The sequence below is a fragment of the Cypionkella sp. genome, from assembly GCF_030652235.1.
Lineage (GTDB): Bacteria > Pseudomonadota > Alphaproteobacteria > Rhodobacterales > Rhodobacteraceae > Cypionkella.
Genome location: NZ_JAUSBA010000042.1, coordinates 48,965 through 74,701, shown reverse-complemented (window position 1 = coordinate 74,701; position 25,737 = coordinate 48,965). Strand labels below are relative to the sequence as shown.

The window sequence follows — 25,737 nt, the reverse complement described above, 5'->3', positions numbered from 1 at the left end:
GCGCGCGGCAAGATGATAACACGCGCAAAGGCTTAGGCTTGGCAGTGCTTAGGCGTGGTTTAAGCCATTGCGGCGCGGCGGGCGGCCCAGGCGGATGCAGATTCGATTTCAGCGCAGAGAGAGATCAATTCTTCATCGTTCCCATAGGGTGCCGCCAGATGGATACCGATGGGCAAGCCTGCCGCAGATTGGCCTAATGGCAGCGAGGCGGCAGGCTGTCCGCTGGCGTTGAACACGGCGCAGAATGGCGAGTAGGAAAAGATACCGCCGGGGCCGATGCGGTAGTTCACATAGTCGTCGCGGTTGTGATGATAGCGGCCTACCTTGGCGGGTGGCTCGGCGAGGGTGGCAGACAGCAGGATATCGGGGCCACTGGCAAAGTATGCGGCCATCTGGCGACCGAAGGCATGGATTTCACCGACGGCTTCCAAATAGCGAGTGGGGGGTAGGGTGGCAGCGTAGGTGACGGCAGAGCGGCCGATGCCTTCGACCAGATCGGGGGTGAGCGGGCGTCCGTTAAGGGCCTTCTGGATCGAAAGGGCGGTGCCAACGCCAACGATATCCGTCCACGCCCGCATCATCATCTCGACATCCGCACTGGGGCGACCGGGTTCGACGTGATGGCCGAGGCTTTCCAGCAGTTTTGCGGTGTCGCGCACGGCCTGCGCCACTTCTGGATCAATCGCTTCGCCGGTAAATGTAGTATCGCAGAGAGCCACCCGCAGGCGGCGCGGCGGGCGGCTGATGGCGCTCGCATGGCCGTGATCCAGCGGTGGGGCGACATAGGGCGCGCCCAGATCGGGGCCTTCACAGGCATCCAGCATGATCGCGGTGTCGCGCACCGACCGCGTCAGAAAGCCGTCAATCGCCATGCCCGCCCAGCCTTCACCAGAATAGGGGCCATCGGGGAGGCGGGCGCGGGTGGATTTGAAGCCGAACAGCCCGCAGGATGCTGCCGGGATGCGCACTGAACCACCGCCGTCTGAGCCATGCGCGAAGGCGACGATCCCCGCCGCCACCGCAGCACCTGCGCCACCGGATGAGCCGCCGGACGTGTGATCCAGATTCCACGGGTTGCGGGTTGGGCCACCGTAAACGGCGGCTTCGGTGACGGTGCCAACGCCACCTTCCGGACTGGTGGTGCGGCCAAAGTTGACCACGCCTGTGGCCCGAATACGCTGCCAGATCGCGGAATCGCGGGCGTAGCTGGTGTTCATCAGCAGACGCGAACCGTTGTGGCCGGGGAAATCGACCGCCTCGCAGCCGAGGTCTTTCAGCAGGAACGGCACGCCCCGGAATGGCCCGCGCGGCAGACCATCGGCTATGGCGCGGCGGGCGGCGGCTTCTTGCACCAGCACCACGGCGTTGATCGCGGGGTTGCGGGCCTCGACCGCCGCAAGGGCTGCATCGAGCAGTTCGGTCGGCGTGACCTGCCCTGATGCCACCATCCCCGCCAGTTCGGTGGCGTCGCGTGCGCCCAGATCACCTATCATCCCGATTCTCCTGCTTGTTTGGCACAGTTGACGCCGTCAAAGCGGTGGCGTCCAGTCCCGTATGGCCAGCAATGTCGCAGTCAGGCGGCCGCTGGGGCAAGGGAGCAGGGCGCGTCAGATGTTTGGCAAGGCCGACGCGCAGCGCCTCCATCGTCAATGGTTTGGTCAGATAGCCGTCCAAGCCGGCAGAGAGATACAGCGCGCGGTCGGCGGCAGAGGCATCCGCCGTCATCGCTACCACCGGCAAATGCGGCCCCGGCAGGGCGCGGATCGCGGCCATAGTTTCAAGCCCGGACAGGCCGGGCATATGCAGATCCAGCAGCACCAGATCGGGGCGCTGTGCGGTGATGGCTTGCAGAGCAGCTGCACCGCTTTCCACCTCGTCGACACAGACTTGCATACCGCGCAGATAGGTCGCGGCAACCAAGCGGTTGGTGGCAATGTCATCGACCACCAAGATCCGGTGCCCGGACAAATTGGCCGCATGTGCGGGCAAGTGCGCGGGCGTTATAACCGGGCGGATCATCACGCTGAGCCGGAACAGCGCGCCGATCTGGCTGGGCAAATGCACCAGATCACCCTGCATCTGCTGGGCGATGCTGCGACTGATCGCCAGCCCGAGGCCGGTGCCGCTATACGCACCCGCGCCGCGCTGGAAGGGTTGGAACACAAGGCCTTTTTCATGCGCGGGGATGCCCTTGCCGGTGTCAGAGACATCAATCTGCAACTGATCGCCAATGACTTGGCTCGCGCGGGGCAAAGGTTGTGCGCGGTAGCTGACCCGCAACGTCGCACCGCCGGTCGCGGTGAATTTCAACGCATTGGACAGAAGGTTTGACAGGCATTGCCGCAAGCGCTGCGGATCAAACTCGGCGGTTTCTGGCAGATCTGGGGCAGGGCGGCCATCGGGTAGGCGATAGGCGGTAAACTCCAGCCGCAGCCAAAGCCCGGCTTTGGCAAAGACCGGCTGGAATAGCGCAACCGTTGCTTCGACCACCTCTTTCGGTCTGGCGATAATCGGGCGAAGCGGCAGTTGGTTTTCTTCAATCGCAGCCATTTGCAAAACATCATCGAGGATGGCCGCCAGATCCATCGCCGAGCTGACCAGCGTGTCCATCCGCGCCTTCGTGGCAGGGCTGGGCGTGTGCAGCAGTTCGGCCTCGCCCATGCCGACAATGGCGTTGAGCGGGGTGCGCAATTCATGACTCATCTGCGCCAGAAACCGGCCCTTGGCGCGGTTGGCGGCATCCGCCCTGATGCCGCGACTGCTGATTTCCCGATGCAGCGCATGATTGGATCGCATTGCCCCCAAGCCATAAGCGACGGCGGCCAGCAGGGCTATGGACGAGGCTGCAAAGCCCAGCCAATCCTGTTTCTCGAGCCAGTAAAATCCGTTGCCAATCAAAGCTGTCAGCGTGGCCGCAGTCAAACCTGCAATACCGAAGGGCATATGGATCGCCCGCACCGTGCTTAGTTGAAACAACGTCATGCTGAGCATGGACACCGCCGCTGCTTTGGCAAATTCGGTGTCCTGCTGCCAGATCAACACGCAACACAATGTGTAAGATGTCTCGGTAAGAAACACCGTCGCCACGGTGGCAATGTAGCGTCGCGCTTGGCTGATGGGATCAAGCGCGCGCAAAAGTTGGAAGTTCAGGCCCTCCAGCGTCATATCCACCCCCAGCGCCGCCAGCACCAGCCAAGATGGCAGAAATAGCGCCATCAGGCCAAACGCTGTGGATGTGCTGATCAGTCGTGCAGGCTCTACTGCAGTAAGCATCTGTAACTGAGTGCTGATCTGCGCAGCAGCATCGGTATCCGGCCTTAAAATCCGCAACATCTTCATCGCGCGGGCATCCCCAAACTCTATCGGGCTCAGCAGAGATCACTGACCGCATCTGGTCAAGACAAAGCTTGGCCTATGGCGCCGGAATTGGCGAAACAGCGATCTCTTGCTGCAACGTGCCTTGTGGCGTGAAAATCAGGATGCGGTTGTCGGTGGTGACAACGCCGATCCAGCCGGGGGCCATGGTGATCGCCCCTGCGGTGGCTCCGGCGGGCATTTGCAAGCTGGCTGGCAAAGTGGGGCGTAGGCTGTTTGCGTTCGGCATACGGGTGACAAGCAGCCCGACCACGGTTATGACACCGCCAATCATGGTGATCATCAGAACGATCACCAAAACTTTCAGCAAGCGCAGCGAGGGCGGCAAGCCCGGCTCGATCGGAGTGTCAGACATGGTGAGCCCTTATGAAGACGAAGATGCTGTGGATGGCGCAAAAATGGCGTACGGCGATGTGGCGGGCAACCGCCTGATTATCGTGATTGGCGCAGACGCAGCCCCCCGTCTTGATAAGGCGCTTGCGGCGGCTGTGCCAGAGCAAGCTGCCCTGTCACGATCGCGTTTGATGAAGATGATCGACGAAGGCGATGTTTTGCGCGGTGGGGTGGCGGTGACCAACCCCAAGACCAAGGTGAAAGCGGGCGAAGAATACACGCTGATCCTGGCCCCCGCGGTGGATGTGGCGACCCTGCCGGAAGATATTCCGCTGTCGGTGATCTGGGAAGACGGCGATCTGATCGTGATCGACAAGCCTGCGGGCATGGTGGTGCATCCCGCCCCAGGCACCCCGTCGGGCACTTTGGTGAACGCGTTGTTGCATCATTGCGGCGATACCTTGTCCGGCATCGGTGGCGAGCGTCGCCCCGGCATCGTGCATCGCATCGACAAGGATACCACGGGCCTGTTGGTGGTCGCCAAATCTGACCGCGCCCATCATGGGCTTGCTGCGCAGTTTGAGGCCCATACCGTCAACCGCCGTTACATCGCGGTGGTGAACGGCGTGCCCTCCGCCTACGATCCGCGCATCCGCGGCCTGAGGGGCATTACCTTTGAGGCCGGCGGCATCTTAAAAATCGCCACCCATCTGGAACGCCACAAAACCGACCGCCAACGCCAAGCCGTGGTTTGGAATTCGGGCCGCCACGCAGTTACGCGCACGCGGGTTATGGAAGATTTCAAGGGGGGCGCGGCTTTGATGGAGTGCTGGCTAGAAACCGGCCGCACCCACCAGATCCGCGTCCATATGGCCTACGCGGGCCACGGCTTGGTCGGCGATCAGACTTATGGCGGCAAGAAAAAAGTCTCGCCCAAGCTGTTCGGGGCCGAGGTGGCGGAAATGGGCAACAGCTTTCCGCGCCAAGCCCTGCACGCGGCGACCTTGGGCTTCGCGCATCCGGTGACGGGCGAGATGCTGGAATTCACCTCGCCCTTGCCTGCTGACCTAGAGGGGCTGCTGGCAGCTTTGCGTAAGGGCCAAGACTAAGCCCTTTGGCGCATTCACATTGGCTAAATACTCGGGCCGGAGGCTTCTGTGGCTTGCCGAGAATGCCTCTGGCGGGGATATTTTAGCGCAGAGGATGACCAAAGTGCGTCCGCGCACTAACATTCCCGTGACCGGAATGTTACAAACCTTCCCTTGCGACGGAAATGGAACCATCTTTCGTTGAGGAAGTTATGTGTCAGCTGCTTGAAGTCTGCGTCTGGCATATATCAATTCGACCGCCCGGGGGCGAAACTGCACCGGGCCAATGAGGGAGCGTCAAACATGAGCACCTATGCAAATCTGCCAGCACCCAGCCCGGAACAGGGGCTGAATCGCTATATGCAGGAAATCCGCAAATTTCCGCTGCTGGAACCTGAAGAAGAATACATGCTGGCCAAGCGCTGGGTAGATCACCAAGACAGCCCGGCCGCACACCGGATGGTCACGAGCCACCTGCGTCTGGCCGCCAAAATCGCCATGGGCTATCGCGGCTACGGTTTGCCGCAGGCTGAGGTAATTTCCGAAGCCAATGTTGGCCTTATGCAGGCCGTCAAGCGGTTTGATCCCGAAAAAGGCTTCCGCCTTGCGACTTACGCGATGTGGTGGATTCGGGCCAGCATTCAGGAATACATTCTGCGCTCGTGGTCGTTGGTCAAACTTGGCACCACCTCGGCGCAGAAAAAGCTGTTCTTCAACCTGCGCAAGGCCAAGGCCAAGGTCGGCGCGTTGGAGGAAGGCGATCTGAGGCCCGAAAACGTCACCCGAATTGCCACCGATCTGAACGTGTCCGAGCGTGAAGTTGTCGATATGAACCGCCGTTTGTCGGGGGGCGATGCTTCGCTGAATGCCACGGTCGGGTCGGACGGTGAAGGCACGACGCAGTGGCAGGATTGGCTGGAAGATGAAGACAGCGATCAGGCCGGAGATTACGAGGCGCGCGACGAATTCGATATTCGGATGGACCTGCTGCATGAGGCGATGTCGGCGCTGAATGATCGGGAAAAAGATGTGCTGATGAAGCGCCGCCTGTCGGAAACCCCGATCACGTTGGAAGAACTGTCGGAAATCTATGGCGTCAGCCGTGAGCGTATTCGTCAAATCGAAGTGCGCGCCTTTGAAAAGTTGCAAGAGCGGATGCGGTCATTGGCCGTCGGCAAGGGCATTGTGATCCCGGCTTAAAGCGAACCCCTTTGGGCGTATCTTGCGCCCAAAGGTTGCGCCACGCGTGCGCAAAGGCTAGATAGCTGGATCAAACTGATGCGCCATAAAAGGGCCACCCTATGACCATGCTGGAAACCTTTCTGAAGCCGATGCACCGCGAAGGCTATAAGTTTGTCGGCATCTTTGCCGTCATCACCTTGGTGTTGTTTTGGATATGGGATCCCCTGGGTTGGCTGGGTGTTGGTGCAACCGTCTGGTGCTATTACTTTTTTCGCGACCCAAAACGCTCGGTACCACAGGGACGTGGCCTGATCGTCTCTCCAGCTGATGGCGTGGTCAGCTTGATCGAACGCGCGGTGCCGCCGCCGGAACTGGGCGCGGGCAACGATGCGCTAACGCGGGTTTCGGTGTTCATGTCGGTGTTCAACTGCCATGTGAACCGCGCGCCGATTGCCGCACGCATCGCCAAAATGGCCTACCGCCCCGGTAAATTTCTCAATGCGTCGCTGGATAAGGCGTCGGAAGATAACGAGCGCAACTCGCTACTGCTGGAACTTACCGATGGTCGCCAGTTGATTGTGGTGCAGATTGCAGGCCTTGTGGCGCGGCGGATCGTGCCGTTTGTGTCCGAAGGTCAATCGCTGCGCACGGGTGAGCGCTTTGGTCTGATCCGTTTTGGCTCGCGTCTGGATGTTTATCTCCCCGATGGCGTTGAGCCGCTGGTGGCTTTGGGTCAAACCATGGTCGCCGGCGAAACCGTTCTTGCCGAGTTGGATCGCGACATGCTGCGCCGCGCGGCCGTGCGGGAATGAAGGTGCCCGCCGCGCCGCAGTCAGCAGAACCGCAGTCAGTCGAACTTCAGCCTGCAAAAATCGGTCGGCGGCCGCGCAAAAAGCTGCATATTGTGCAGTTGATCCCGAATTTTATGACCGTGGCTGCACTGTGTGCGGGGCTGACCGCGGTGCGCTTTGCGATTGAGGGGCGGTTTGGCCTTGCGGTGGCGCTAATCATCGCGGCTGCGGTGATGGACGGTCTTGATGGCCGCCTTGCGCGGTTTTTGAAAAGTGAATCCGATATGGGGGCCGAACTCGATAGCCTCTGTGATCTGGTCAACTTTGGCGTCGCTCCGGCGCTGATCACCTATCTTTGGGCGTTGCAAGGCATGCGGGCCGAGGGCTGGATCGCTTGCTTGATCTACGCCGTTGCCTGCCTGCTGCGGCTTGCCCGATTCAATATCGGTAACCGCCAACCTGACAATGATTCCAACAGCTTCCAAGGCGTGCCTTCGCCGGCAGGCGCATTGCTGGTGATGCTGCCGATGTTTCTGGCCTTTGCCTTGGACGATGGCCAGCCGCACGCCAACGGCCTTGTGGCGCTGTGGATGGCGCTGGTGGGCTGGCTCATGGTGGGGCGGTTTCGTACGCCGTCGTTCAAGCGCGCGACGATCTATGCCGAGAATGTCAGCTTTGTGCTGCTTGCCTTTGTTGGTCTGGTCGCGGCATTGCTGACCTATCCTTGGACCACTTTAGTCATCGTCGATTGTGCATATCTGGCGGCGCTGGTGTACACTTTCATCAAAAAACCGCGCAAAGCGGCGGAAGAGGCAGCCCCGGAAGCCTAAGCGATTGCGCTAACATGTCAGGCCCGCTAGTTTCCCGGCGAAACACTAAGGGGAATGACGATGAAACCAGTGCGTTGGGGTATTTTGGGAGCGGCGAATTTTGCCAAAGAGCAGATGGCTCCGGCAATTCATGCAGCAAAGGGCGCGGAGTTGGCGGCTTTGGCGACATCCAGTCTGGAAAAAGCCGCCGGGTTTCAGGCGTTTTGCCCAGGTTTGAAAATCCACGCGACGTATGAGGCACTGCTCGCCGACCCCACGATTGACGCAGTGTATGTGCCGCTGCCAAATCACCTGCATGTCGAATGGACCCTGAAGGCGCTGGCGGCGGGCAAGCATGTGCTGACCGAAAAGCCGATTGCGATGCAGGCGTCTGAGATCGACCAGATTATCGCCGCCCGCGATGCCTCGGGCTTGCTGGCCGCCGAAGCCTATATGATCGTGCATCATCCGCAGTGGCAGTTGGCCAAAAAATGGTTGGAGGCCGGCGAGATCGGCACACTGCGCCACGTCGATGCCGCCTTCACCTATTGCCTGACCGATATGGAGAACATCCGCAACCGTCCCGAGTCGGGCGGAGGGTCATTGCGCGATATCGGCGTCTATACCTTTGGCTCGGCGCGCTTTGTCACCGGATCAGAGCCCGTTGATATTGCAGCGCGGCTGATCCTTGAGAATGGCGTTGATACCTTTGCGCAAGTGTCGGGCATCATGGACGGCCCGCACGGCCGCTTCACCTATTCTTCGATTACTTCGATGCGGCTTTACAATCGGCAAGTGGTGACGTTTCAAGGCGACCGAGGCATGATCCGGTTGGATGGCGGCCCGTTCAACGCCAATTACAACGATATTGCCGAGATTGAGTTGCACCAAGATGGCAACAAGGTGATCACCGAACGCTTTCCAACCTCAAACCATTATGTGCTGCAAGTGGAGGCGTTTGGGCGTTCTGTGCGCGAGGGCGCGGCCTACCCTTGCCCGCTGGAATTCGTGAAGGGCACCCAGATGATGATCGACACTGTGTTCAAAGTTGGGGTCGAAATTACGTTGTGACGCGGGTTTCTGCCTTCCCTCTAAAGTTTCATGTGCCCAAACGGGTGCTGGAGTCAGAATTGGAACGCAGACAGGTTTACGGGCCGCTCCTTCAGGCGCTGACGTCTTTGGGTGCGGTTTGTGAACTTGCACACCACAATCGTGAATCTGCATCCGCAGACATAGAGTCTGATCGTGCTTTCCATATTTTTGATCGGGGGCATATGCAGCACCCACGGGCGTTAAACTGGGGCTCTGCCTATATTGCACCGTTTTACTACCTCGATCCGGTGGGCACGCGGTCCTTGTCGTCGATAGGGGCGGCGGCTTTTGATTCGGCGGCCATCGACCCAGTGGCTGCAAAAGCGTTTCAGGCGAAGCTTTATGCCAGTACCGCCGCCAAGCGCAAATCGCGCTATGACCAGCCGATCGAAAAGCTGCCTTTGCCGCTGGGTCACATCGCCGTATTTCTGCAAGCCGAAAGTCACCGCGGCGTCACTGAGGCGCTTTACGTCACGATGCGCCGGATGATCAAAGCCTTGTTATCGCGCACTGATCCGCGACCGATCATCGTGAAACCGCATCCGCTGGATATTGATTTCGACAGCTTGGGATGGCTGCTGCGGCAAAGCCAAAAGGACGCGCGGCTTCAGATCTCTTATGCCAATGTCCACGATATGCTGGATGCCTGTGCGTTAGTGGTCACGATCAGCTCCGCCGTTGGCATGGAGGCGCTGGTGCATGGCCGCCCGGTGATCACCTGTGGTCAGGCCGACTTTCATCATTGCACCGAAGTTGTGCGCAACAGGCACGATTTTGATGCCGCCATCGCCCGCGCCGAAGCCCGTGACTGGCCATATGCAGAATTTCTCTATTGGTTTTATAAGCAAAACTGCCTGTCACTGCGATCCCCTCGCCTTGGCGAAGAGGTTTTGGCCAAGATTGCAGCAACAGGCTACTTTGCGCAGCGTTAGTCTTCCATCGCTTCCAACTCGTCAATGAAGCCCGCGATCATCGACAGGCCCTTGTCCCAGAATTTTGGGTCAGACGCGTCCAGCCCAAATGGGGCCAACAATTCCTTATGGTGTTTTGAGCCGCCCGCTTTCAGCATCTGGAAGTACTTCTCTTGGAAATCCGGCAGACCATCGGCATAGGCGGCATAAAGCGCGTTGACCAAGCCGTCGCCAAACGCATAGGCGTAGACGTAGAACGGCGAGTGGACGAAATGCGGGATATAGGCCCAGAAGGTTTCATATCCATCCGCAAAATCAAACACTTCGCCCAAAGACTGCGCCTGCACTGACATCCAGAGCGCGTTGATATCGTCGGGCGTAAGTTCACCTTCGGCACGGGCGGCGTGGAGTTTACATTCGAAATCGTAGAATGCGATCTGGCGCACCACGGTGTTGATCATGTCTTCCACCTTGCCCGCGAGCAGAGTTTTGCGCTCGGCAGGCGTCTTGGCCCCGTCGAGCAGCTTACGGAAAGTCAGCATCTCGCCAAAAACGCTCGCGGTTTCCGCCAAAGTCAGCGGGGTCGAGGACAACAACTCGCCCTGACCCGCCGCCAAAACCTGATGCACGCCATGGCCCAACTCATGCGCCAGCGTCATCACATCGCGCGGTTTGCCCAAGTAGTTCAGCATCACATAGGGATGAACGGTGGTGACGGTCGGATGCGCAAACGCCCCCGGTGCCTTGCCGGGTTTTACCCCCGCATCAATCCAACCATCGGTGAAGAACGGTTTGGCAATCTCGGCCATGCGCGGATCAAAAGCGGCATAGGCCGACAGCACGGTTTCGGTGGCTTCCGCCCAGTTCACCAAGCGCGGCGCTTCGGTCAGCAAAGGCGCGTTGCGGTCCCAGGTTTGCAGGCGGTCAAGGCCCATCCATTTGGCTTTCAGCTTGTAATAGCGGTGGCTTAGCTTGGGATAGGCCGCCACAACCGCATTGCGCAACGCCTCGACCACCTCAGGCTCCACATGATTGGCTAGGTGGCGCGAGTACTGCGGGCTGGGCATCTTGCGCCAGCGGTCTTCGATTTCTTTTTCCTTCGCCAAGGTGTTGTGAACGCGGGCAAACAGTTTGATGTGTTTGTCAAAAACCTCGGCCAAAGCACGGCTTGCGGCCTCGCGCTTGGCGCGATCAGCGTCGGTCAAAAGGTTCAGCGTGGCCTCTAGGTTCAGGTCTTCTTCTTCCCCTGCAACGGTGAACATCAGGCCCGCCATCGTCTCATCAAATAGCTTGTTCCATGCCGATGCCCCCACAACCGAAGCGTCGTGCAGGTATTTTTCCATCTCATCCGACAATTGATGCGGCCGCATCGCGCGCATCCGGGCGAACACCGGATTGTAGCGGGCAAGCGCCGCGTTCTCGGCGGTCAGTTTCGCTAGAAGATCATCGTCCAAGCGGTTGAATTCAAGGCTGAAAAACACCAAAGGGGTGGTGAAATTGGTGATGTTGTCCTGCACATCGGCCATGAATTTGGCACGCTCGGAATCCATGGTGTTTTGGTAGTAACGCAGGCCCGCATAAGACCCGATCCGGCCAGCGATCACGTCAATCGCCTCATATTCCGTCACGCAGGCCAGCAGGTCTGCAGCCTTCAGACCCGCCAGTTTGCCTTCGTATTTCGCCGCAAAATCAACGCAAGCCTTGTCGAGCCACGCCAGATCCCGCGTCAGTTCTGGCGCATCCGGGGCAGGGTAAAGGTCGCTCAGATCCCAATCGGGCAGATCGCCAAACGAGTTCGAGCCGATGCGGGCATCAAAAACCGCGGCTTTGTGGCCGGGACGGGGCAGGGGAAGCGACATGGGAACCTCTTTGATTGTTGGATGTATCTAGGGGGCAAAGGGGGCGTTGTGCAAGGCAGCGCGCGGAAAGGTGAGCAAAGGTGTTTGCCTATAATTTAGGCGGCACCTTGCGGTTATTTCGGGCGGATATGTGAAAATCGAAGCGCTTTCAATCTTCTGCCCTTTACGGCGCAAATTCAGCGGCCTTTACTTGGATCAATCAGCACGAAAAGGCGGCACCGCATGACCCCTTATTTCAACGAAATGTTCCAAAATAACGCGGTGCGCCCGCCTTATGCCCGTTTGGAAGGCTGGAGCGCTGATATGCCCGCCAACATTCGGCTGGCCAAACAGGCAGAGGCCGAAGCGCTTTTCCGCCGCATCGGCATCACCTTCGCGGTTTACGGCGAGGGCGGCGACCCGGATAGGTTGATCCCGTTTGATATGTTCCCGCGCGTGTTCACTGCCAACGAATGGGCAAAACTAGAGCGCGGCATCAAACAGCGCGCGCGGGCTTTGAACGCGTTTTTGGTCGATGTCTATGGACGCGGCGAGATCGTGCGTGCGGGGCGGATTCCGGCAAAGCTGGTCTATCAGAACGCAGCCTATGAGAAATCAGTCTGCGGCTTTGTCCCGCCAAAAGGCGTGTATTCTCATATCGTTGGCATCGACATAGTGCGCACCGGGCCGAGCGAGTTTTACGTTCTGGAGGACAACTGCCGCACGCCGTCCGGGGTAAGTTACATGCTCGAATCCCGCGAGATGATGATGCGGATGTTCCCAGACCTCTTCCGCGAAAACCGCATCGAACCGATTGACAGCTACCCCTACAAACTCCGCCGCACCCTCGCCTCCGTCGCCCCCGCCAAATGCGACCGCGACCCGACCGTGGTGATCCTGACGCCCGGCCATTTCAACTCGGCCTATTATGAGCACAGCTTCCTTGCCGATCTGATGGGCGTGGAACTGGTCGAGGGGCAAGATTTGTTCGTCGATGGTGCCTTCGTCTATATGCGCACCACCGAGGGCCCAAAGCGCGTTGACGTGATCTATCGCCGCTTGGACGACGACTACATTGATCCTTTATGCTTCCGCCCCGATTCCATGCTGGGCGTGCCGGGACTGATGGATGTGTATCGCTCGGGAGGGGTGTCGATTTGCTCGGCACCGGGGGCAGGGGTGGCCGATGATAAGGCGGTCTACACCTATGTGCCCGAGATGATTAGGTTCTACCTCGGTGAAGAACCGATCCTGAGCAATGTCCCCACTTGGAAATGTGGTGAAGCGTCTGATCTGAAATATGTCACCGAGAATCTGCACGAACTGGTGGTGAAGGAAGTACACGGCTCGGGCGGCTACGGCATGCTCGTTGGCCCGAAATCGACCAAACAGCAGGTCGAAGATTTTCGCGCGCTGATCCTTGCCAATCCCGGCAATTACATCGCCCAGCCGACCTTGGCTTTGTCGACCACGCCCACCTTTGTCGAAGAAGGCATCGCGCCGCGCCACGTCGATCTGCGCCCCTATTGCTTGGTCGGTGAACGCATCGAATTGGTCCCTGGTGGCCTGACCCGCGTGGCTTTGCGCGAAGGTTCATTGGTAGTGAACTCTTCGCAAGGCGGCGGCGTTAAAGACACTTGGGTATTGGCGGAGTAAATCATGCTGAGCAGAACCGCCGACAACCTCTATTGGATCGCCCGCAATATGGAGCGCGCTGAAACCGCCGCTCGCCTGCTGGAAGTGGGCGCGCGTATCTCGCTACTGCCCACCGCCCAAGGCTACCGCAACGATTGGGACAGCCTGTTGCGTGCCTCGGGTAACGCCAACGGCTATGCCGCGAAATACGGGCATCCTGCGCAAGCGCAGATCGAATCTTATCTGTTTTTCGACCGCGACAATCCGAACTCGGTGGCGTCCTGCATCACCAATGCGCGCGAGAATGCCCGCATCATCCGCACCGCTTTGACCACGCAAGTTTGGGATGCTTTGAACACCGCGTTTCAGGAACTTCGCCAGCTTTCGGCGCAGACCACGCCGCATGAACTCTCGCGTCTGACCGATTGGGTGACGCGCCATACGGCGATGGTGCGGGGCGCTATTGATGCGACTCAGTTGCGCAACGACGGTTATAACGTGTTGAATATCGGCTATTATCTAGAACGCGGCGATAGCACCGCGCGCCTGATGGATGTGAAGTACTACGTTTTGCTGCCGCGCGCCGATTATGTCGGATCGGGGCTCGACAATGATCAGTGGGCGATGCTGCTGCGGGCGATGTCGGCCAATCGGGCGTTTCATTGGGCTTACGGCGGTGAGATCACCTCTGGCAAGATCGCGCATTTCCTAATTTTGAACCCGCAATGTCCGCGCAGTTTGATCACCTGCATGGCGGGGGTGAACAACCATTTGACCCGTCTGGCGAAGCTTTATGGCCGCGAAAGCGAGGCGCAATCGGTGGCCACCCGACTGCTGCATGATCTGGAGAAGCAGTCGACCGAGCAGATTTTTGAAGAAGGTCTGCACGAGTTTCTGACCCGCTTTATTGGTGAGGCCGCAGGCCTGGGCGCGATCATCCACAATTCTTATCTCTCGGGGGATATGCAATAATGTTGCTCAGCGTCGAACATGTCACGGTGTATCGCTATGACCGCCCGGTACGCGGCGTGGTGCAAAGCCACCGCTTGATGCCGTCAAAATTTGACGGCCAAAAGGTGCTGGATTGGTCGGTGACAATGACCGGCGGCGAGTTGGGTAGCGCGTTTCGCGATGGCGCAGGCGATTGGGTGCAGGGCTGGACAGTCGCAGGCCCTGTCGATGAAATTGAGGTCCGGGTGTCAGGCCGGGTGCTGACCACCGATCTAGCTGGGATTTTGCGCGGCCATAAAGAACTGGTGCCGCCAGAGGCCTATCTGCGCAACACCGAAGCCACCTTTGCCGACGCGGCGCTGCAAGAACTGGGTCAGATCATCGCCGCCGCCGAATCGCCCTTGGGGGGTTGCCACAACCTGACCGACGCGATTTCCGATGCGATTGCCTACAAGCCCGGCTCTACCCGTGCGCACACCACCGCGGCAGAGGCTTTGGCGCAAGGCGAGGGCGTGTGTCAGGATCACGCGCAGGCGCTGATTTCGGCTGCACGCTCGGGTGGGATTCCCGCCCGCTATGTCTCGGGCTACCTGCAATCGGGCCAAGACGGCATGGATCACGAAGCCGCTCATGCTTGGGGCGAGTTGTACATCGCCGGCATCGGCTGGATTGGATTTGATCCCGCGAACCGTTGCTGCCCGGACGATCGCTATATTCGGATCGGATCAGGACTTGATGCACAAGATGCAGCGCCCATTCGGGGGATTTCGCGCGGTTCGGGATCGGAAATCTTGTCGGTGACGGTTGCGGTCCAGACGCAGGAGCAATAGGGTCTCCCGACCTAAAATCGGAGCGTGCCATGACCTATTGCGTCGGACTTTTGTTGAATGCGGGCATGGTGTTGCTGTCGGATACCCGTACCAATGCGGGCTTGGACAACATCGCGACCTATCGCAAAATGTTCCATTTTGAAGAACCGGGCGAACGGGTGATCTCGATCGTCACCGCTGGGTCTTTGTCTGTGACGCAAACCACCATCGCGCGGCTGCGCGAAGCGATCGACGATCCGGACGCGACCGAGACGAGCTCAATTATGAAAGCCCCGACCATGCTAAAGGTGGCGCTGATCATCGGAAATACGCTGTCGAGCGTCCGGCAAGAGATTGATGAGAAAATGGCCACGATGAATCAGGGCGCTTCGGCCAGCATGATCGTCGCCGCGCAGCGTCGCGGCGGAGCGATGCGGTTGTTTTTGATCTATCCTGAGGGCAATTTCATCGAGGCCACCGAGGACACTCCGTTCTTGCAGATTGGTGAGCATAAGTATGGCAAACCGATTCTGGACCGGGTGGTAAACCCTGGCACGTCTTTGGCCGATGCCGAAAAAGCGGTGCTGCTGTCGATGGATTCGACGTTGCGCTCCAACCTTTCGGTGGGGATGCCGCTCGATCTCTGCGTGATCGAAAAAGACGCCTGCCGTGTCAGCCGCAAGCGGCGGATTGAGGCGGGGGATGAGAGTTTTCGGGCGATGTCCGAAGCTTGGTCCAAGGCTTTGCGCGATGGGTTCACACAGATCACCTTGTAAGGCGACGGTCCCGATTTCTGCGAAGAAATCGGATTCCGCGGGGACGCAACCGGCGGATTTTGAGAACATCTGCGCGCAGGGTCAGCGATGTTTCAGATACAACTCCGTTGATGTGTCAAAAAATCGGCTTCGAGATGCGGCGCGTTCCATCAGAATTTCATGCTCGCTGCCGGGGTAAAGATCCAACCTCCCCTCCGGCCAGATCGCCATGCGGGCATGGATCGGGGCGGTGTCTACAATCTTTTCTTGCGCGCCGAGGGCGGTGACGGTCGGCACTGTCGGCGAAGGCAGCAGGCTCAGCGCGTGGCATTCTGTCAATGCAGCTTTCAGCCAGCCAAGGCTGGGGCCGCCAAGGCCCAGTTCGGGATGCGCGAGCGCCTGCTTGCGCATATAATCCCACATTTCGGCATCTGTGGTTAGCGAATTGCCCGTGAAATCGGCGGTCAGCACATAGGATTTTGCCCCGGTTCCCGGCGCATAGCGGTCGTCAAACTTGAACCAACGTGACGCGGTGGTCAGCGCCAGTGCCATTGGGCGCATCCAAGCGGCGATCAGAATCCCCCACATTGGGGCCGAGAACGCAGCGGCTTTCACCGGAGCCCCGCGCATCAGTGCCCGCAATCCGATGCAACCACCCATCGAATGCGCCATCAGGTAATAGGGTTCCGGCAGACCTTGCGCGCGGGCAAAACCCAGCATTTCATCAAAATCCAGCTGATATTCGGCAAAATCACCGACATGGCCGCCCATTGGGTCATCCAAAGCACGGTCAGCCAGACCCTGACCACGCCAGTCGATCACCAAAGTCGTAAAACCGCGTGCGCGCAGATCGCCCGCCGCACGGCCGTACTTCTCGACATATTCCGTCCGCCCAGGCAGCAGCAGCACTGTTCCATGTGCGCCCACATGCGTCCACAGACCCACGCGCAGCCGCACGCCATCGGCGGTGGTCAGCCAGAAAGCCCGCCCGCCCGCAGGACCTTCGGCAACGTCGTAAAGGGGAGCCTCGCTCACGACATCGCCGCGCCGAGTTGCATTGCAAGGCCCATGCTGCCCTCAACGCTCAGTTTTCCCGTCATAAAAGCCGTGGTCGGGTTCATCTCACCCGCCAGCATGGCCTGAAAAACCTCGGGCTCAGCGGTCAGCGTCACATCCGAAGGCTCATCCCCCGCCCTTGCGCCCGAAGGATCGACCATGATCGAGCCTTCGCCCACCAGCACAAACTTCGCCACGCCATCAAAGCCATTTGGCAGCTTTTTCGCTAAAGCTTCCACGGCGGTCGAGATCACATCGCTCATCACATTCTCCGATCTGTGCAGGCGGGGCTGGAATTCCCTGCCCGTTGCGTTACTTATACCTTTATGAAAGCGCATTATTCGTTACACAATCGTATCGTAACGGCATTTATGCTGGTTTTTCTGTCATGCCTGCCTGTGTCCGCCCAAACCGACAAGCTGGACGATCTTTTTAAGCGTTTGCAAAAGGCAGATGCGGCCGAAGCGAGCCAAATCGAATCTGATATCTGGATGGAGTGGTCGCAATCCGGCTCGCCCGCGATGGATTTGTTGTTGCAGCGCGGCAAGGATGCGATGGCGAATGGTCAGCCCGATGTCGCGGTGCAGCATTTGACGGCGTTGGTCGATCACGCGCCGGATTTCGCTGAAGGTTGGAATGCGCGGGCAACCGCCTATTATCAGCTTGGGCAGTTTGGCCCGGCGATTGCGGATATTGGCCATGTGCTCACGCTGAACCCGAAACACTTCGGGGCGTTGTCGGGCTTGGGTTCAATCTTTGAAGAACTCGGCAAGCCGTCGCAGGCGCTGGAGGTCTATAACGCGGTGCTGGTGATTGATCCGCACGCGCCGGGGGTGGTTGAGACTGTTTCACGCATTGAAACCGAGCTTCAGGGCAAAGACCTATAGGGCAGGACCACAGATATGATGGCTGCCGGCCAGGTGACGGCGGTGCTTGGGCCGACCAACACCGGAAAAACTCATTACGCGATCGAGCGGATGTTGGGACATCGCACTGGGGTTATTGGCCTGCCGCTGCGGCTGTTGGCCCGCGAAGTTTACGACAGGATTGTCGCCTCGCGCGGCCCTTCAGTGGTGGCACTGGTCACGGGCGAAGAACGCATAGTGCCCGACCGCGCGCAGTATTGGGTCTGCACCGTTGAGGCAATGCCGCTGGACCTGGGTGCCGATTTTGTCGCGGTGGATGAGATTCAACTTTGTGCCGATCCAGAGCGGGGTCATGTGTTCACCGACCGTTTGCTGCGGGCGCGGGGCCTGCATGAGACGCTGTTTCTGGGGGCGGAAACCATGCGTCCGGCCATCGCTGGGTTGATCAAGAATGTGCAATTCATCAAGCGCGAACGGTTTTCCGAGCTGACCTATACCGGCTCGAAAAAAATCAGCCGGATGCCAGAACGCTCTGCCATCGTTGGGTTTTCGGTGGAAAACGTCTATGCGATTGCCGAGCTGATCCGCCGCACCAAGGGCGGTTGCGCGGTGGTGATGGGCGCGCTGAGCCCGCGCACCCGCAACGCGCAGGTGGCCTTGTATCAGAACGGCGATGTCGATTATCTGGTGGCGACCGATGCGATTGGCATGGGGCTGAATCTCGATATCAAGCACATCGCCTTTGCTGCCACGTCGAAGTTTGACGGCCGGCGGATGCGCGCGCTTTATCCGCAGGAACTCGCGCAGATTGCCGGACGGGCAGGGCGCTATCAGGAAAACGGCACCTTCGGGGTGACGGGCGAGGTGCGCCCGATGGAAGATGAGACTGTCGAGGCGATCCAAGAGCATCGCTTTGATCCGGTGCGTAAACTCGAATGGCGCAACCACGATCTAGAGTTTGGCAGCGTTGAGCGGCTGATTCGCAGCCTTGAGGCCCCGACGCAAAACAAATGGCTGGCCCGCGCCCGCGATGCCGATGACATGCTGGCGCTGAAATACCTGTCGGAACTGCCCGAGGTGAAAGAAAAGCTGAACACGCCGCAGCGGATAAAACTGTTGTGGGAGGTTTGCCGCATCCCCGATTTCCGCAACGCAGCGGGGAATGAGCATTTCACTTTGCTCGCGCGAATTTTCGATTTCCTGACCGGGCGCGGCCTTGCGCAAACCCGAATCCCGTCGGATTGGCTGGAAAAGGCCCTCGCGCGGATAGATAAAGCGGGCGGCGACATTGATACCATCTCGAAACGGCTGGCCTATATCCGCACCTGGACCTATGTTGCGCAGCGCAAGGGCTGGACTGATAACGAAAGCCATTGGCGCGCCGAGACGCGCGCTGTAGAAGACCGATTGTCGGATGCGCTGCATGGCGCTTTGACGCAACGATTTGTTGACCGGCGCACGTCCGTGCTGTTGCGGCGGTTGAAGCAGAAGGAGACCCTCGTGGCCGAGGTGAATGACAAGGGCGAAGTGACGGTTGCAGGCGAGTTCGTCGGCCGTCTTGAGGGGTTCCGTTTCCGTCAGGATGCGACCACTTCCAATGAAGAGGCGGCAACGCTGCGGCAAGCGGCCTTCGCGGCGCTAAAGCCGGAATTCCATCTGCGGGCGGATCGTTTTTATAACGCACCCGATACCGAGCTGGATTTCACCGAGCAGGGGGGCCTGATGTGGGGCACCCAAGCGATGGGCAAGCTGATCAAGGGCGCTGAACCTGCGCGTCCCGGCGTCGAAGCGTTTGTGGATGAAGAAGCTGGCCCGGATGTCGCCGATAAAGTGCGTCGGCGTTTGCAGCACTTCATCGACCGCAAGGTGGCCGCAAACTTTGAACCCTTGCTGGCGATGGGCCGCGATGAAACCCTGACCGGGCTTGCCCGCGGCTTTGCCTTCCGTCTGGCCGAAGGTCTGGGTGTGATCCCCCGCGAGAATATCGCCAATGAAGTTAAAGAACTGGACCAAGAAGCCCGTGGCGCGTTGCGCAAGCATGGCGTGCGGTTTGGTCAGTTCACCGTGTTCCTGCCCGCGTTGCTGAAACCCGCGCCGACACGGTTGCGGTTGGTGTTGTGGTCGCTGTGGAATGGCTTGGATGAATTTCCCGAAAGCCCGCCTCCGGGCCTTGTGACCATCCCGAACATCCCCGCCGTGCCGAAAATGCACTACACACTGGCGGGCTATCACCCTTCAGGCGCACGCGCGATCCGCATTGATATGCTGGAACGTCTGGCCGACATCCTGCGCACCAAAGATAGCCGTGCAGGATTTGAAGCGACGCCGGATATGCTGTCGATCACAGGCATGACGCTGGAGCAGTTCAACGACCTGATGGGTGGTTTGGGCTATAAGGGCGAAAAGGCCGAGCGTGCCAAGGTTAAGGCGGTTCCGATCCCGGTGGCGGTTGATCCTGCTGCCCCTGTGCAACCGATCCCGGAAGGCGAATCGGCGTTCGTTCTGCCCGACCCAGAAGCGGCGCCAGAGATGGAGTCGTTCTACACCTTCACTTGGGCGCCAAAACCGCGCCCGCGCCCGGAACGCCCCGCGCGTCCTGAGCGTGCGCCCCGTGCCGACGCGCCTGCTGCCGAGCGTGGTCCGCGCCCGGATCGTGGGCCTAGGCCAGATCGCGGCCCGAAGAAGGAGGGCGATACGCCCAGCGGCGACCGTGGCCCGCGTCCCGACCGCGCGCCGCGTGTTGAAGGTGACAAGCCTGCACAAGCAGATCGTGGCCCGCGTCGCGATGGTGAAAAGCGCGAAGGTTATAAGGGCAACAAACCGCATGGCGGCAAGCCAAATGACCGCGATACCAAGCCGAAAACCTACGAACAGCGCTCACCGCGCGCTGAAAAGCCGATCGATCCCGACAACCCCTTCGCCGCTTTGATGGCGTTGAAGGCCAAACTCTGATTTTCGGAATCTGATTGGCCGGGCAGGGGGCAAAGCCACAAAAAGACGTTCAGCCGAAACTTCGGCTGGACAAATGGCTTTTCGCGGCACGGTTCTTTAAGACAAGGGACCTCGCCTCCGAAATGATAGAAAGCGGCCATCTGCGGCTGAACGGCTAGCGTTGCCGCAAGCCGGGGCATAGCGTGATGGAAGTCGATACGCTGACCTTTTCGCAGGGCCGCGGTTTGCGCGTGGTCCGCGTGCTGGTGCTGTCGGAACGAACGCCGGGGGCCAGCCCAAGAAGCTCGAGCGCTTTATCACGATCTTGCACCATCCGCCGATGCACCGCTTGAATGATCGCTTCAGCTTTAGTAGTCAGACAGCGCGGAAAGAGGAGCCTGCCCCATGACCTACGTTGTGATCGACAACTGCATTGCGTGCAAATACACCGATTGCGTCGAAGTGTGCCCGGTAGATTGCTTCTATGAGGGCGAGAACATGCTGGTCATCCACCCGGATGAATGCATCGACTGCGGCGTGTGCGAGCCGGAATGCCCCGCAGACGCAATACGCCCGGATACCGAGCCGGATATGGACGCTTGGGTCACCTTCAATCGCAAATATTCCGAAATGTGGCCGGTGATCGTCACCAAAAAAGACCCGATGCCGGGATACGAAGACCGCGATGGCGAAACCGGCAAGCGTGAGAAGTACTTCTCGGAGGCGCCGGGGCAGGGCAACTGAGCCAATGATGCATTGCTGATTCGGCATAGCAGTCGTAACGAATCAGGCACAACCCGGAAAATACCGTGATTCCAACGGGTAAAGCGCTGGCGCTTATCTGTTGCAGTGGTTGGAATCAGTGCATTTTTGTGTTATACAGAAGTTACAAATAAACACGGACGCCTGAAAAACCTCAAAGCTGCCCGCTTGGGGTGAAAATCTAGCTGAAAACTTAAGCCGTTCGATCGGGGTGATTCCCCGGGACGGTGATGTTTTTTGCGGAACAGGCTCCTGCCGAGGAAGCGACTGAATGACCAAATCGAAGAAGCCTGATTTTCGTCCGAATGAGTTCGTTGTGTATCCTGCCCATGGCGTTGGCCGCATCATCTCGATCGAAGAACAAGAAATTGCCGGGTTCGTTTTGGAACTGTTCGTGATTTCCTTCGAAAAAGACAAGATGACATTGCGGGTTCCGACCCATAAGGCCACCGATGTGGGCATGCGCTCGCTGTCTTCGCCGGATCTCGTCACCAAAGCGCTGGATACCCTGAAGGGTAAGGCGCGCGTCAAACGTGCGATGTGGTCGCGTCGGGCGCAGGAATACGAACAAAAGATCAACTCGGGCGATCTGATGGCGATTGCAGAAGTCGTGCGTGACCTGCACCGCTGCGATGATCAGCGTGAGCAGTCATATTCTGAGCGTCAGCTTTACGAAGCAGCGTTGGAGCGTCTGACCCGTGAAGTTGCCGCCGTTTCTGGCGTTGATGAGGCGGGTGCGCAGAAGAAAGTCGGCGATGTGCTGATCAGCCGCGCTGCCTGATCTGGTTTGAAATTTCGGAAAAGGTGGTCTTCGGGCCGCCTTTTTTATTGCTCGGCCTGTCTGTCGCGTGGCTCGTCCATATCGGGGAACAGCATGGCTTCAATCACCTCGGCGGGTTCGTCTGCCGCCATTGGTTTAACATCGTGCAACTCTTCCATCAGCGCAATTTCCAGATCGCGGTCCAACTGCTTGGCGCGCGCAATGTAGGCGTCATTCAGATGGGTGGGCTGTCCTGGCACCCACACTTCGGCCAGATCGCGCATCGCGCCGCGATCCACCCGGTAATAGGCCTGCGACACTTTCGCGGCCTCGTACTCAGAAAACCCCATATTTTCCAGTACATAACGCCCCGCCCGTATCGAGCTGTCAAAGGTTTCGCGCACGATGTCATTGGCACCCGCCTGATACAACTCATAGACATGCACCCGATCCCGCGCGCGCGCGACGATATGGATGTCAGGGCGACGTGATCTGGCATAGCGCACGATCCGGATTGCAGTGTCGCTGTCATCAACGGCAATCACGATCACCTGTGCCTCGGCCAGACCTGCCGCCTCCAGCAATTCGGGCCGTGCAGGATCGCCGAAAAACCCTTTCACGCCAAATTTGCGCATCGTTTCAATCGTGGTCATGTCGTTATCGAGCACCACCGTCGGGATGCCCGAGGTGCGGATCAGGCGATTGACCACTTGGCCAAACCGCCCGATTCCCGCGATGATCACCTGGCCTTTTTCGTCGATCTCATCGGGGGCTTGATCGGGCGTGCGGTGGGCAAAGCGGGCGCTAAGCCAATCATAGCCGATGAACAGCAATGGCGTCAGCAGCATCGACAGGCTGATCACCAACAGCCCCATTTGGCCTGCCGCCAACGGTAGCGCGCTTTCTGAGCGGGCAAAGCTGACGATCAGAAACCCAAACTCGCCACCCTGCGCCAAACTCAGCGAAAACAACCAACGGTCTTGCCGCTTCAATTTGAACACCAGCGAAATCGCCACCAGAATCAGCGCCTTCAGCAGCATTAATCCAAGGGTCAGCCCCAGCACGGTCATCGGCTCTCGCGCCAGCATCTTAAAGTTGATCCCAACGCCAACGGTCATAAAGAACAACCCCAGCAGCAGGCCCTTGAATGGTTTCAAATCGGCCTCCAACTGATGGCGGAACTCCGAGTTCGCCAGCACCACGCCGGCCACAAAGGTGCCCAAAGCCGGGGACAGCCCGACCAGCATCATCAGAAACGCGATGCCCAGCACCATCAGCAGGCTGATAAACGTGCTCATCTCGGGCAGTTTCGCGGCATGGACAAAGCGGAAAATCGGCCGACTTAAGTAGTGGCCCGCCAGCACGATCCCCGCGACAATCGCCAGCGTCAGCAGCCCCGCGCCCCAACCCGGCAGCGATTGCACCGTGGTGATCAGTTCTGAGGTCGCGGCCTGTTCGACCAATTCCTGTGGATTGCTGACACCGTAAACCTCGGACGTCGTGCTAACCATTTCTGGCAGTGCCAGCAGCGGAATGATCGCCAGCATCGGGATCACCGCCATATCCTGCGTCAGCAGCACCGAGAACGCCGAGCGCCCACCTTGCGTGCGCATCAGGTTCTTTTCAGACAGGGTTTGCAGCACGATGGCGGTGGATGACAGTGAAGCCATCATACCCAGAACCAGAGCCACCGCAGGCGTAACACCGAACCAAATCAAACCCATAGCCACGCTTGCCGTGGTCAGAACCACCTGTGCGCCGCCCATCCCGAGCAGTTTATGCCGCATTTCCCACAAAGATTTTGGCTCTAGCTCTAGCCCAATCAGGAACAGCATCAGCACCACGCCGAACTCGGCGAAGTGCTGCAGATCGGCGGTTTCCGCACCTGCAACGCCCAAAATTGGGCCCATCAGAATTCCGGCGGCCAGATAGCCCAGCACCGATCCCAAACCCAAACGCACCGCCAAAGGCACTACGCAAACAGCGGCACCTAGATAGATTGAGGCTTGCAGCAGAAAACTTTCCATCACGCACTTTCAGATTGGCAGCGGCTTTACATCAGCAATAAATTTAGGTTGGCAACAGCATTAAGTCGGCAGCGGGGCATCCGCCTTGAATTGGTCCATCACAATTTGGCTCTGCACCCGCGCCACGGCCGGATGCGGCAGCAAAAGCGTGTGGATCACCCGGTTCAAATCCGGCAGATCGGCGCACCAGACCCGCAGCAGGTAATCGGCCTCACCAGTCAGCGTCCAAGCCGAGATAATCTCAGGGCAAGTCGACACCAGCGTGCCAAAACTGCGCGCGGCATCCGGCGAATGCGTGGCCATTTGCACCTGCACAAACGCCTGCACCGTCAGCCCAACCTTGGCTGGCGACAGCCGTGCCGCATAGCCGACCACAAAGCCTTCGGCCTCCAGACGCTGCCTGCGCCGCGCGGCTTGGCTGGGTGACAGGTTCAACCGCTCGCCCAGTTCCTGCGTTGTCAGCATCGCATTGGCCTGTATCTCGGCCAGCAGACGTGAGTCGATAGCATCCAACATGCGGGTTTCTCGCGTCAAATTCAGGTATGCTGCGTGTATCGCGCGCACATAGTGGCAAAGCAATCAAATTACGCGCAAACGGCGTGTCACTAATGCGTTATTATGATAAAATGCAATTAAAAGAGGCACGCCATGGGTCCGTTTCCGCACGCCGCCGCAAAAGCCAGCATCAGCCCAGCCAATCCGGCGGGCACCGATGGTATGGAGTTTGTCGAATTCGCCCACCCAAATCCGCAAGAGTTGCGCGATCTGTTCACCCGCATGGGTTACAACCTGACCGCGCGGCACAACAGCAAAGCGATCGAACTTTGGCAGCAGGGCGACATCACTTATATCCTGAACGATGAACCCGGCAGCCATGGCCGCGATTTCGTCGCGCAGCACGGCCCCTGCGCCCCCGCGATGGGTTGGCGCGTGGTTGATGCGGCGCAGGCGTTTGACCATGCTGTCGCGAGTGGGGCAGCCCCATTTGAAGGCGCAAAGACGCTAGAGGTTCCGGCGATTGTTGGTATTGGCGGCTCTCTGATCTATTTTATCGATCAATACGGCGCAGCAAACCCCTACAAGGACTTCACCTTCACCGATCATCACCCCAAGGGCGTCGGCTTTTATTATCTCGACCACCTCACCCACAATGTCCACAAAGGCAATATGGACAAGTGGTTTGATTTTTATGGCCGAATCTTTGGCTTCAAACAGATCCGCTTCTTTGACATCGCGGGCAAACACTCTGGCCTGTTCAGCCGCGCGCTGACCTCAGCCTGCGGGCGTATTCGCATCCCGATCAATGAAGATCGCGGGGAAACCGGGCAGATTGTCGAATACCTCAAGCGTTACAATGGCGAGGGCATCCAGCATATCGCGGTCGGCGCGCAGGACATTTACACAGCCACCGATGAGATTGCTGCACGTGGGCTGAAGTTCATGCCGAAGCCGCTGATGGCCTATTATGAGCTGTCGAAAACCCGCGTGGCTGGCCATCAAGAACCGCTGGAGGCGATGGCCAGGCATGGCATCCTGATTGATGGTGAAGGCGTGGTGGATGGCGGTGAGACTCGCATCCTGCTGCAAATCTTCTCCAAAACTGTGATCGGCCCGATCTTTTTCGAGTTCATTCAGCGCAAGGGAGATGATGGCTTTGGCGAGGGCAATTTCCGCGCCCTGTTTGAAAGCATAGAGCAGGATCAGATTGATCGTGGCGTGCTGACAGCCGGCTGATCAAGGCGGTTTGGTTCTATCTGACACAACAC

General features: G+C 59.0%; 24 protein-coding genes. 16 read left to right on the top strand and 8 right to left on the bottom strand.

Going from position 1 to position 25,737, the window contains the following annotated elements; genetic code table 11:
- Positions 1–59: 59 nt before the first annotated feature.
- The 3 genes from Q7V03_RS14330 to Q7V03_RS14320 form a co-directional block, all read right to left on the bottom strand.
- Entirely contained in the window at positions 60–1,493 is a 1,434-nt protein-coding gene (locus tag Q7V03_RS14330; protein WP_304926274.1) for an amidase, read from the bottom strand.
- Positions 1,483–3,273 (bottom strand): response regulator, encoded by a 1,791-nt coding sequence (locus tag Q7V03_RS14325; RefSeq protein ID WP_304926273.1) that lies wholly within the window; start codon positions 3,271–3,273, stop codon positions 1,483–1,485. Before Q7V03_RS14325 ends, Q7V03_RS14330 begins: the two co-directional genes overlap by 11 nt.
- A gap of 139 nt (positions 3,274–3,412) precedes the next feature.
- The gene (locus Q7V03_RS14320) at positions 3,413–3,730 is read right to left on the bottom strand and encodes a DUF6476 family protein (protein WP_304926272.1); all 318 of its coding nucleotides are present in this window, start codon (positions 3,728–3,730) and stop codon (positions 3,413–3,415) included.
- Between the two features lie 43 nt (positions 3,731–3,773).
- Between Q7V03_RS14320 and Q7V03_RS14315 the strand changes: the two genes are divergently transcribed.
- From Q7V03_RS14315 to Q7V03_RS14290, 6 genes are all read left to right on the top strand, one after another.
- Positions 3,774–4,817 (top strand): RluA family pseudouridine synthase, encoded by a 1,044-nt coding sequence (locus Q7V03_RS14315; RefSeq protein WP_304926309.1) that lies wholly within the window; start codon positions 3,774–3,776, stop codon positions 4,815–4,817.
- Positions 4,818–5,099: 282 nt separating this feature from the next.
- On the top strand, positions 5,100–5,996 hold the full coding sequence (gene rpoH / locus Q7V03_RS14310) for an RNA polymerase sigma factor RpoH (protein ID WP_304926271.1): 897 nt from the start codon (positions 5,100–5,102) through the stop codon (positions 5,994–5,996).
- Positions 5,997–6,097: 101 nt separating this feature from the next.
- The gene (locus Q7V03_RS14305; RefSeq protein ID WP_304926270.1) at positions 6,098–6,790 is read left to right on the top strand and encodes a phosphatidylserine decarboxylase; all 693 of its coding nucleotides are present in this window, start codon (positions 6,098–6,100) and stop codon (positions 6,788–6,790) included.
- Positions 6,787–7,599, top strand: a complete 813-nt coding sequence (gene pssA, locus Q7V03_RS14300; RefSeq protein WP_304926269.1) for a CDP-diacylglycerol--serine O-phosphatidyltransferase — start codon at positions 6,787–6,789, stop codon at positions 7,597–7,599. Before Q7V03_RS14305 ends, pssA begins: the two co-directional genes overlap by 4 nt.
- 60 nt (positions 7,600–7,659) lie before the next feature.
- Entirely contained in the window at positions 7,660–8,649 is a 990-nt protein-coding gene (locus Q7V03_RS14295; RefSeq protein WP_370651130.1) for a Gfo/Idh/MocA family protein, read from the top strand.
- A gap of 203 nt (positions 8,650–8,852) precedes the next feature.
- Positions 8,853–9,602 (top strand): hypothetical protein, encoded by a 750-nt coding sequence (locus Q7V03_RS14290; protein ID WP_304926267.1) that lies wholly within the window; start codon positions 8,853–8,855, stop codon positions 9,600–9,602.
- Here the strand turns inward: Q7V03_RS14290 and Q7V03_RS14285 are convergent.
- Positions 9,599–11,440: a M3 family oligoendopeptidase gene (locus tag Q7V03_RS14285; protein WP_304926266.1), complete on the bottom strand. Its 1,842-nt coding sequence runs from the start codon at positions 11,438–11,440 to the stop codon at positions 9,599–9,601. The two genes, Q7V03_RS14290 and Q7V03_RS14285, sit on opposite strands and share 4 nt — an antisense overlap.
- Positions 11,441–11,662: 222 nt before the next feature.
- Here Q7V03_RS14285 and Q7V03_RS14280 point away from each other — a divergent pair, with 222 nt between their 5' ends.
- From Q7V03_RS14280 to Q7V03_RS14265, 4 genes are read left to right on the top strand one after another with little or no spacing between them, the layout of a single operon-like run.
- Positions 11,663–13,075 (top strand): circularly permuted type 2 ATP-grasp protein, encoded by a 1,413-nt coding sequence (locus Q7V03_RS14280; RefSeq protein WP_304926265.1) that lies wholly within the window; start codon positions 11,663–11,665, stop codon positions 13,073–13,075.
- A 3-nt stretch (positions 13,076–13,078) separates the two neighbouring features.
- Complete coding sequence (locus tag Q7V03_RS14275; protein ID WP_304926264.1) at positions 13,079–14,026, top strand: alpha-E domain-containing protein; 948 nt, start codon at positions 13,079–13,081, stop codon at positions 14,024–14,026.
- Positions 14,026–14,835 carry a transglutaminase family protein gene (locus Q7V03_RS14270; RefSeq protein WP_304926263.1) on the top strand — a complete coding sequence of 270 codons (810 nt, stop codon included), beginning with the start codon at positions 14,026–14,028 and terminating at the stop codon, positions 14,833–14,835. Before Q7V03_RS14275 ends, Q7V03_RS14270 begins: the two co-directional genes overlap by 1 nt.
- A 29-nt stretch (positions 14,836–14,864) precedes the next feature.
- Entirely contained in the window at positions 14,865–15,590 is a 726-nt protein-coding gene (locus Q7V03_RS14265) for a proteasome-type protease (RefSeq protein WP_304926262.1), read from the top strand.
- A gap of 81 nt (positions 15,591–15,671) precedes the next feature.
- Here the strand turns inward: Q7V03_RS14265 and Q7V03_RS14260 are convergent, their stop codons facing one another.
- Positions 15,672–16,604 carry an alpha/beta fold hydrolase gene (locus tag Q7V03_RS14260; protein WP_304926261.1) on the bottom strand — a complete coding sequence of 311 codons (933 nt, stop codon included), beginning with the start codon at positions 16,602–16,604 and terminating at the stop codon, positions 15,672–15,674.
- Complete coding sequence (locus Q7V03_RS14255) at positions 16,601–16,888, bottom strand: SCP2 sterol-binding domain-containing protein (RefSeq protein ID WP_304926260.1); 288 nt, start codon at positions 16,886–16,888, stop codon at positions 16,601–16,603. Before Q7V03_RS14255 ends, Q7V03_RS14260 begins: the two co-directional genes overlap by 4 nt.
- A gap of 108 nt (positions 16,889–16,996) precedes the next feature.
- On the opposite strand from Q7V03_RS14255, the gene Q7V03_RS14250 reads away from it, so the two are divergent.
- From Q7V03_RS14250 to Q7V03_RS14230, 5 genes are all read left to right on the top strand, one after another.
- Positions 16,997–17,512: a tetratricopeptide repeat protein gene (locus Q7V03_RS14250; protein ID WP_304926259.1), complete on the top strand. Its 516-nt coding sequence runs from the start codon at positions 16,997–16,999 to the stop codon at positions 17,510–17,512.
- Between the two features lie 15 nt (positions 17,513–17,527).
- Positions 17,528–20,443, top strand: a complete 2,916-nt coding sequence (locus Q7V03_RS14245; protein WP_304926258.1) for a helicase-related protein — start codon at positions 17,528–17,530, stop codon at positions 20,441–20,443.
- Positions 20,444–20,457: 14 nt separating this feature from the next.
- Positions 20,458–20,601, top strand: coding sequence for a S4 domain-containing protein (locus Q7V03_RS14240; RefSeq protein ID WP_304926257.1), 144 nt, complete (start codon positions 20,458–20,460; stop codon positions 20,599–20,601).
- Positions 20,602–20,827: 226 nt separating this feature from the next.
- The gene (fdxA, locus tag Q7V03_RS14235; protein WP_304926256.1) at positions 20,828–21,166 is read left to right on the top strand and encodes a ferredoxin FdxA; all 339 of its coding nucleotides are present in this window, start codon (positions 20,828–20,830) and stop codon (positions 21,164–21,166) included.
- Positions 21,167–21,455: 289 nt separating this feature from the next.
- Positions 21,456–21,965, top strand: coding sequence for a CarD family transcriptional regulator (locus tag Q7V03_RS14230; RefSeq protein ID WP_304926255.1), 510 nt, complete (start codon positions 21,456–21,458; stop codon positions 21,963–21,965).
- 44 nt (positions 21,966–22,009) lie between these two features.
- Here the strand turns inward: Q7V03_RS14230 and Q7V03_RS14225 are convergent, their stop codons facing one another.
- Positions 22,010–23,971 carry a cation:proton antiporter gene (locus Q7V03_RS14225; protein ID WP_304926254.1) on the bottom strand — a complete coding sequence of 654 codons (1,962 nt, stop codon included), beginning with the start codon at positions 23,969–23,971 and terminating at the stop codon, positions 22,010–22,012.
- 60 nt (positions 23,972–24,031) lie between these two features.
- The gene (locus Q7V03_RS14220) at positions 24,032–24,487 is read right to left on the bottom strand and encodes an Lrp/AsnC family transcriptional regulator (protein ID WP_304926253.1); all 456 of its coding nucleotides are present in this window, start codon (positions 24,485–24,487) and stop codon (positions 24,032–24,034) included.
- Between the two features lie 132 nt (positions 24,488–24,619).
- On the opposite strand from Q7V03_RS14220, the gene hppD reads away from it, so the two are divergent.
- A complete protein-coding gene (hppD, locus tag Q7V03_RS14215; protein WP_304926252.1) occupies positions 24,620–25,705 on the top strand; it encodes a 4-hydroxyphenylpyruvate dioxygenase in 1,086 nt (361 codons plus the stop codon).
- Positions 25,706–25,737 lie beyond the last annotated feature (32 nt).

What these genes read in the sequence shown, in the direction of transcription:
- Q7V03_RS14330 (WP_304926274.1), bottom strand. Translation starts at nt 1,493, where the DNA reads ATGATAGGTGATCTGGGCGCACGCGACGCCACCGAACTGGCGGGGATG.
- Q7V03_RS14325 (WP_304926273.1), bottom strand. Translation starts at nt 3,273, where the DNA reads ATGCTTACTGCAGTAGAGCCTGCACGACTGATCAGCACATCCACAGCG.
- Q7V03_RS14320 (WP_304926272.1), bottom strand. Translation starts at nt 3,730, where the DNA reads ATGTCTGACACTCCGATCGAGCCGGGCTTGCCGCCCTCGCTGCGCTTG.
- Q7V03_RS14315 (WP_304926309.1), top strand. Translation starts at nt 3,774, where the DNA reads ATGGCGTACGGCGATGTGGCGGGCAACCGCCTGATTATCGTGATTGGC.
- rpoH (WP_304926271.1), top strand. Translation starts at nt 5,100, where the DNA reads ATGAGCACCTATGCAAATCTGCCAGCACCCAGCCCGGAACAGGGGCTG.
- Q7V03_RS14305 (WP_304926270.1), top strand. Translation starts at nt 6,098, where the DNA reads ATGACCATGCTGGAAACCTTTCTGAAGCCGATGCACCGCGAAGGCTAT.
- pssA (WP_304926269.1), top strand. Translation starts at nt 6,787, where the DNA reads ATGAAGGTGCCCGCCGCGCCGCAGTCAGCAGAACCGCAGTCAGTCGAA.
- Q7V03_RS14295 (WP_370651130.1), top strand. Translation starts at nt 7,660, where the DNA reads ATGAAACCAGTGCGTTGGGGTATTTTGGGAGCGGCGAATTTTGCCAAA.
- Q7V03_RS14290 (WP_304926267.1), top strand. Translation starts at nt 8,853, where the DNA reads ATGCAGCACCCACGGGCGTTAAACTGGGGCTCTGCCTATATTGCACCG.
- Q7V03_RS14285 (WP_304926266.1), bottom strand. Translation starts at nt 11,440, where the DNA reads ATGTCGCTTCCCCTGCCCCGTCCCGGCCACAAAGCCGCGGTTTTTGAT.
- Q7V03_RS14280 (WP_304926265.1), top strand. Translation starts at nt 11,663, where the DNA reads ATGACCCCTTATTTCAACGAAATGTTCCAAAATAACGCGGTGCGCCCG.
- Q7V03_RS14275 (WP_304926264.1), top strand. Translation starts at nt 13,079, where the DNA reads ATGCTGAGCAGAACCGCCGACAACCTCTATTGGATCGCCCGCAATATG.
- Q7V03_RS14270 (WP_304926263.1), top strand. Translation starts at nt 14,026, where the DNA reads ATGTTGCTCAGCGTCGAACATGTCACGGTGTATCGCTATGACCGCCCG.
- Q7V03_RS14265 (WP_304926262.1), top strand. Translation starts at nt 14,865, where the DNA reads ATGACCTATTGCGTCGGACTTTTGTTGAATGCGGGCATGGTGTTGCTG.
- Q7V03_RS14255 (WP_304926260.1), bottom strand. Translation starts at nt 16,888, where the DNA reads ATGAGCGATGTGATCTCGACCGCCGTGGAAGCTTTAGCGAAAAAGCTG.
- Q7V03_RS14250 (WP_304926259.1), top strand. Translation starts at nt 16,997, where the DNA reads ATGCTGGTTTTTCTGTCATGCCTGCCTGTGTCCGCCCAAACCGACAAG.
- Q7V03_RS14245 (WP_304926258.1), top strand. Translation starts at nt 17,528, where the DNA reads ATGATGGCTGCCGGCCAGGTGACGGCGGTGCTTGGGCCGACCAACACC.
- fdxA (WP_304926256.1), top strand. Translation starts at nt 20,828, where the DNA reads ATGACCTACGTTGTGATCGACAACTGCATTGCGTGCAAATACACCGAT.
- Q7V03_RS14230 (WP_304926255.1), top strand. Translation starts at nt 21,456, where the DNA reads ATGACCAAATCGAAGAAGCCTGATTTTCGTCCGAATGAGTTCGTTGTG.
- Q7V03_RS14225 (WP_304926254.1), bottom strand. Translation starts at nt 23,971, where the DNA reads ATGGAAAGTTTTCTGCTGCAAGCCTCAATCTATCTAGGTGCCGCTGTT.
- Q7V03_RS14220 (WP_304926253.1), bottom strand. Translation starts at nt 24,487, where the DNA reads ATGTTGGATGCTATCGACTCACGTCTGCTGGCCGAGATACAGGCCAAT.
- hppD (WP_304926252.1), top strand. Translation starts at nt 24,620, where the DNA reads ATGGGTCCGTTTCCGCACGCCGCCGCAAAAGCCAGCATCAGCCCAGCC.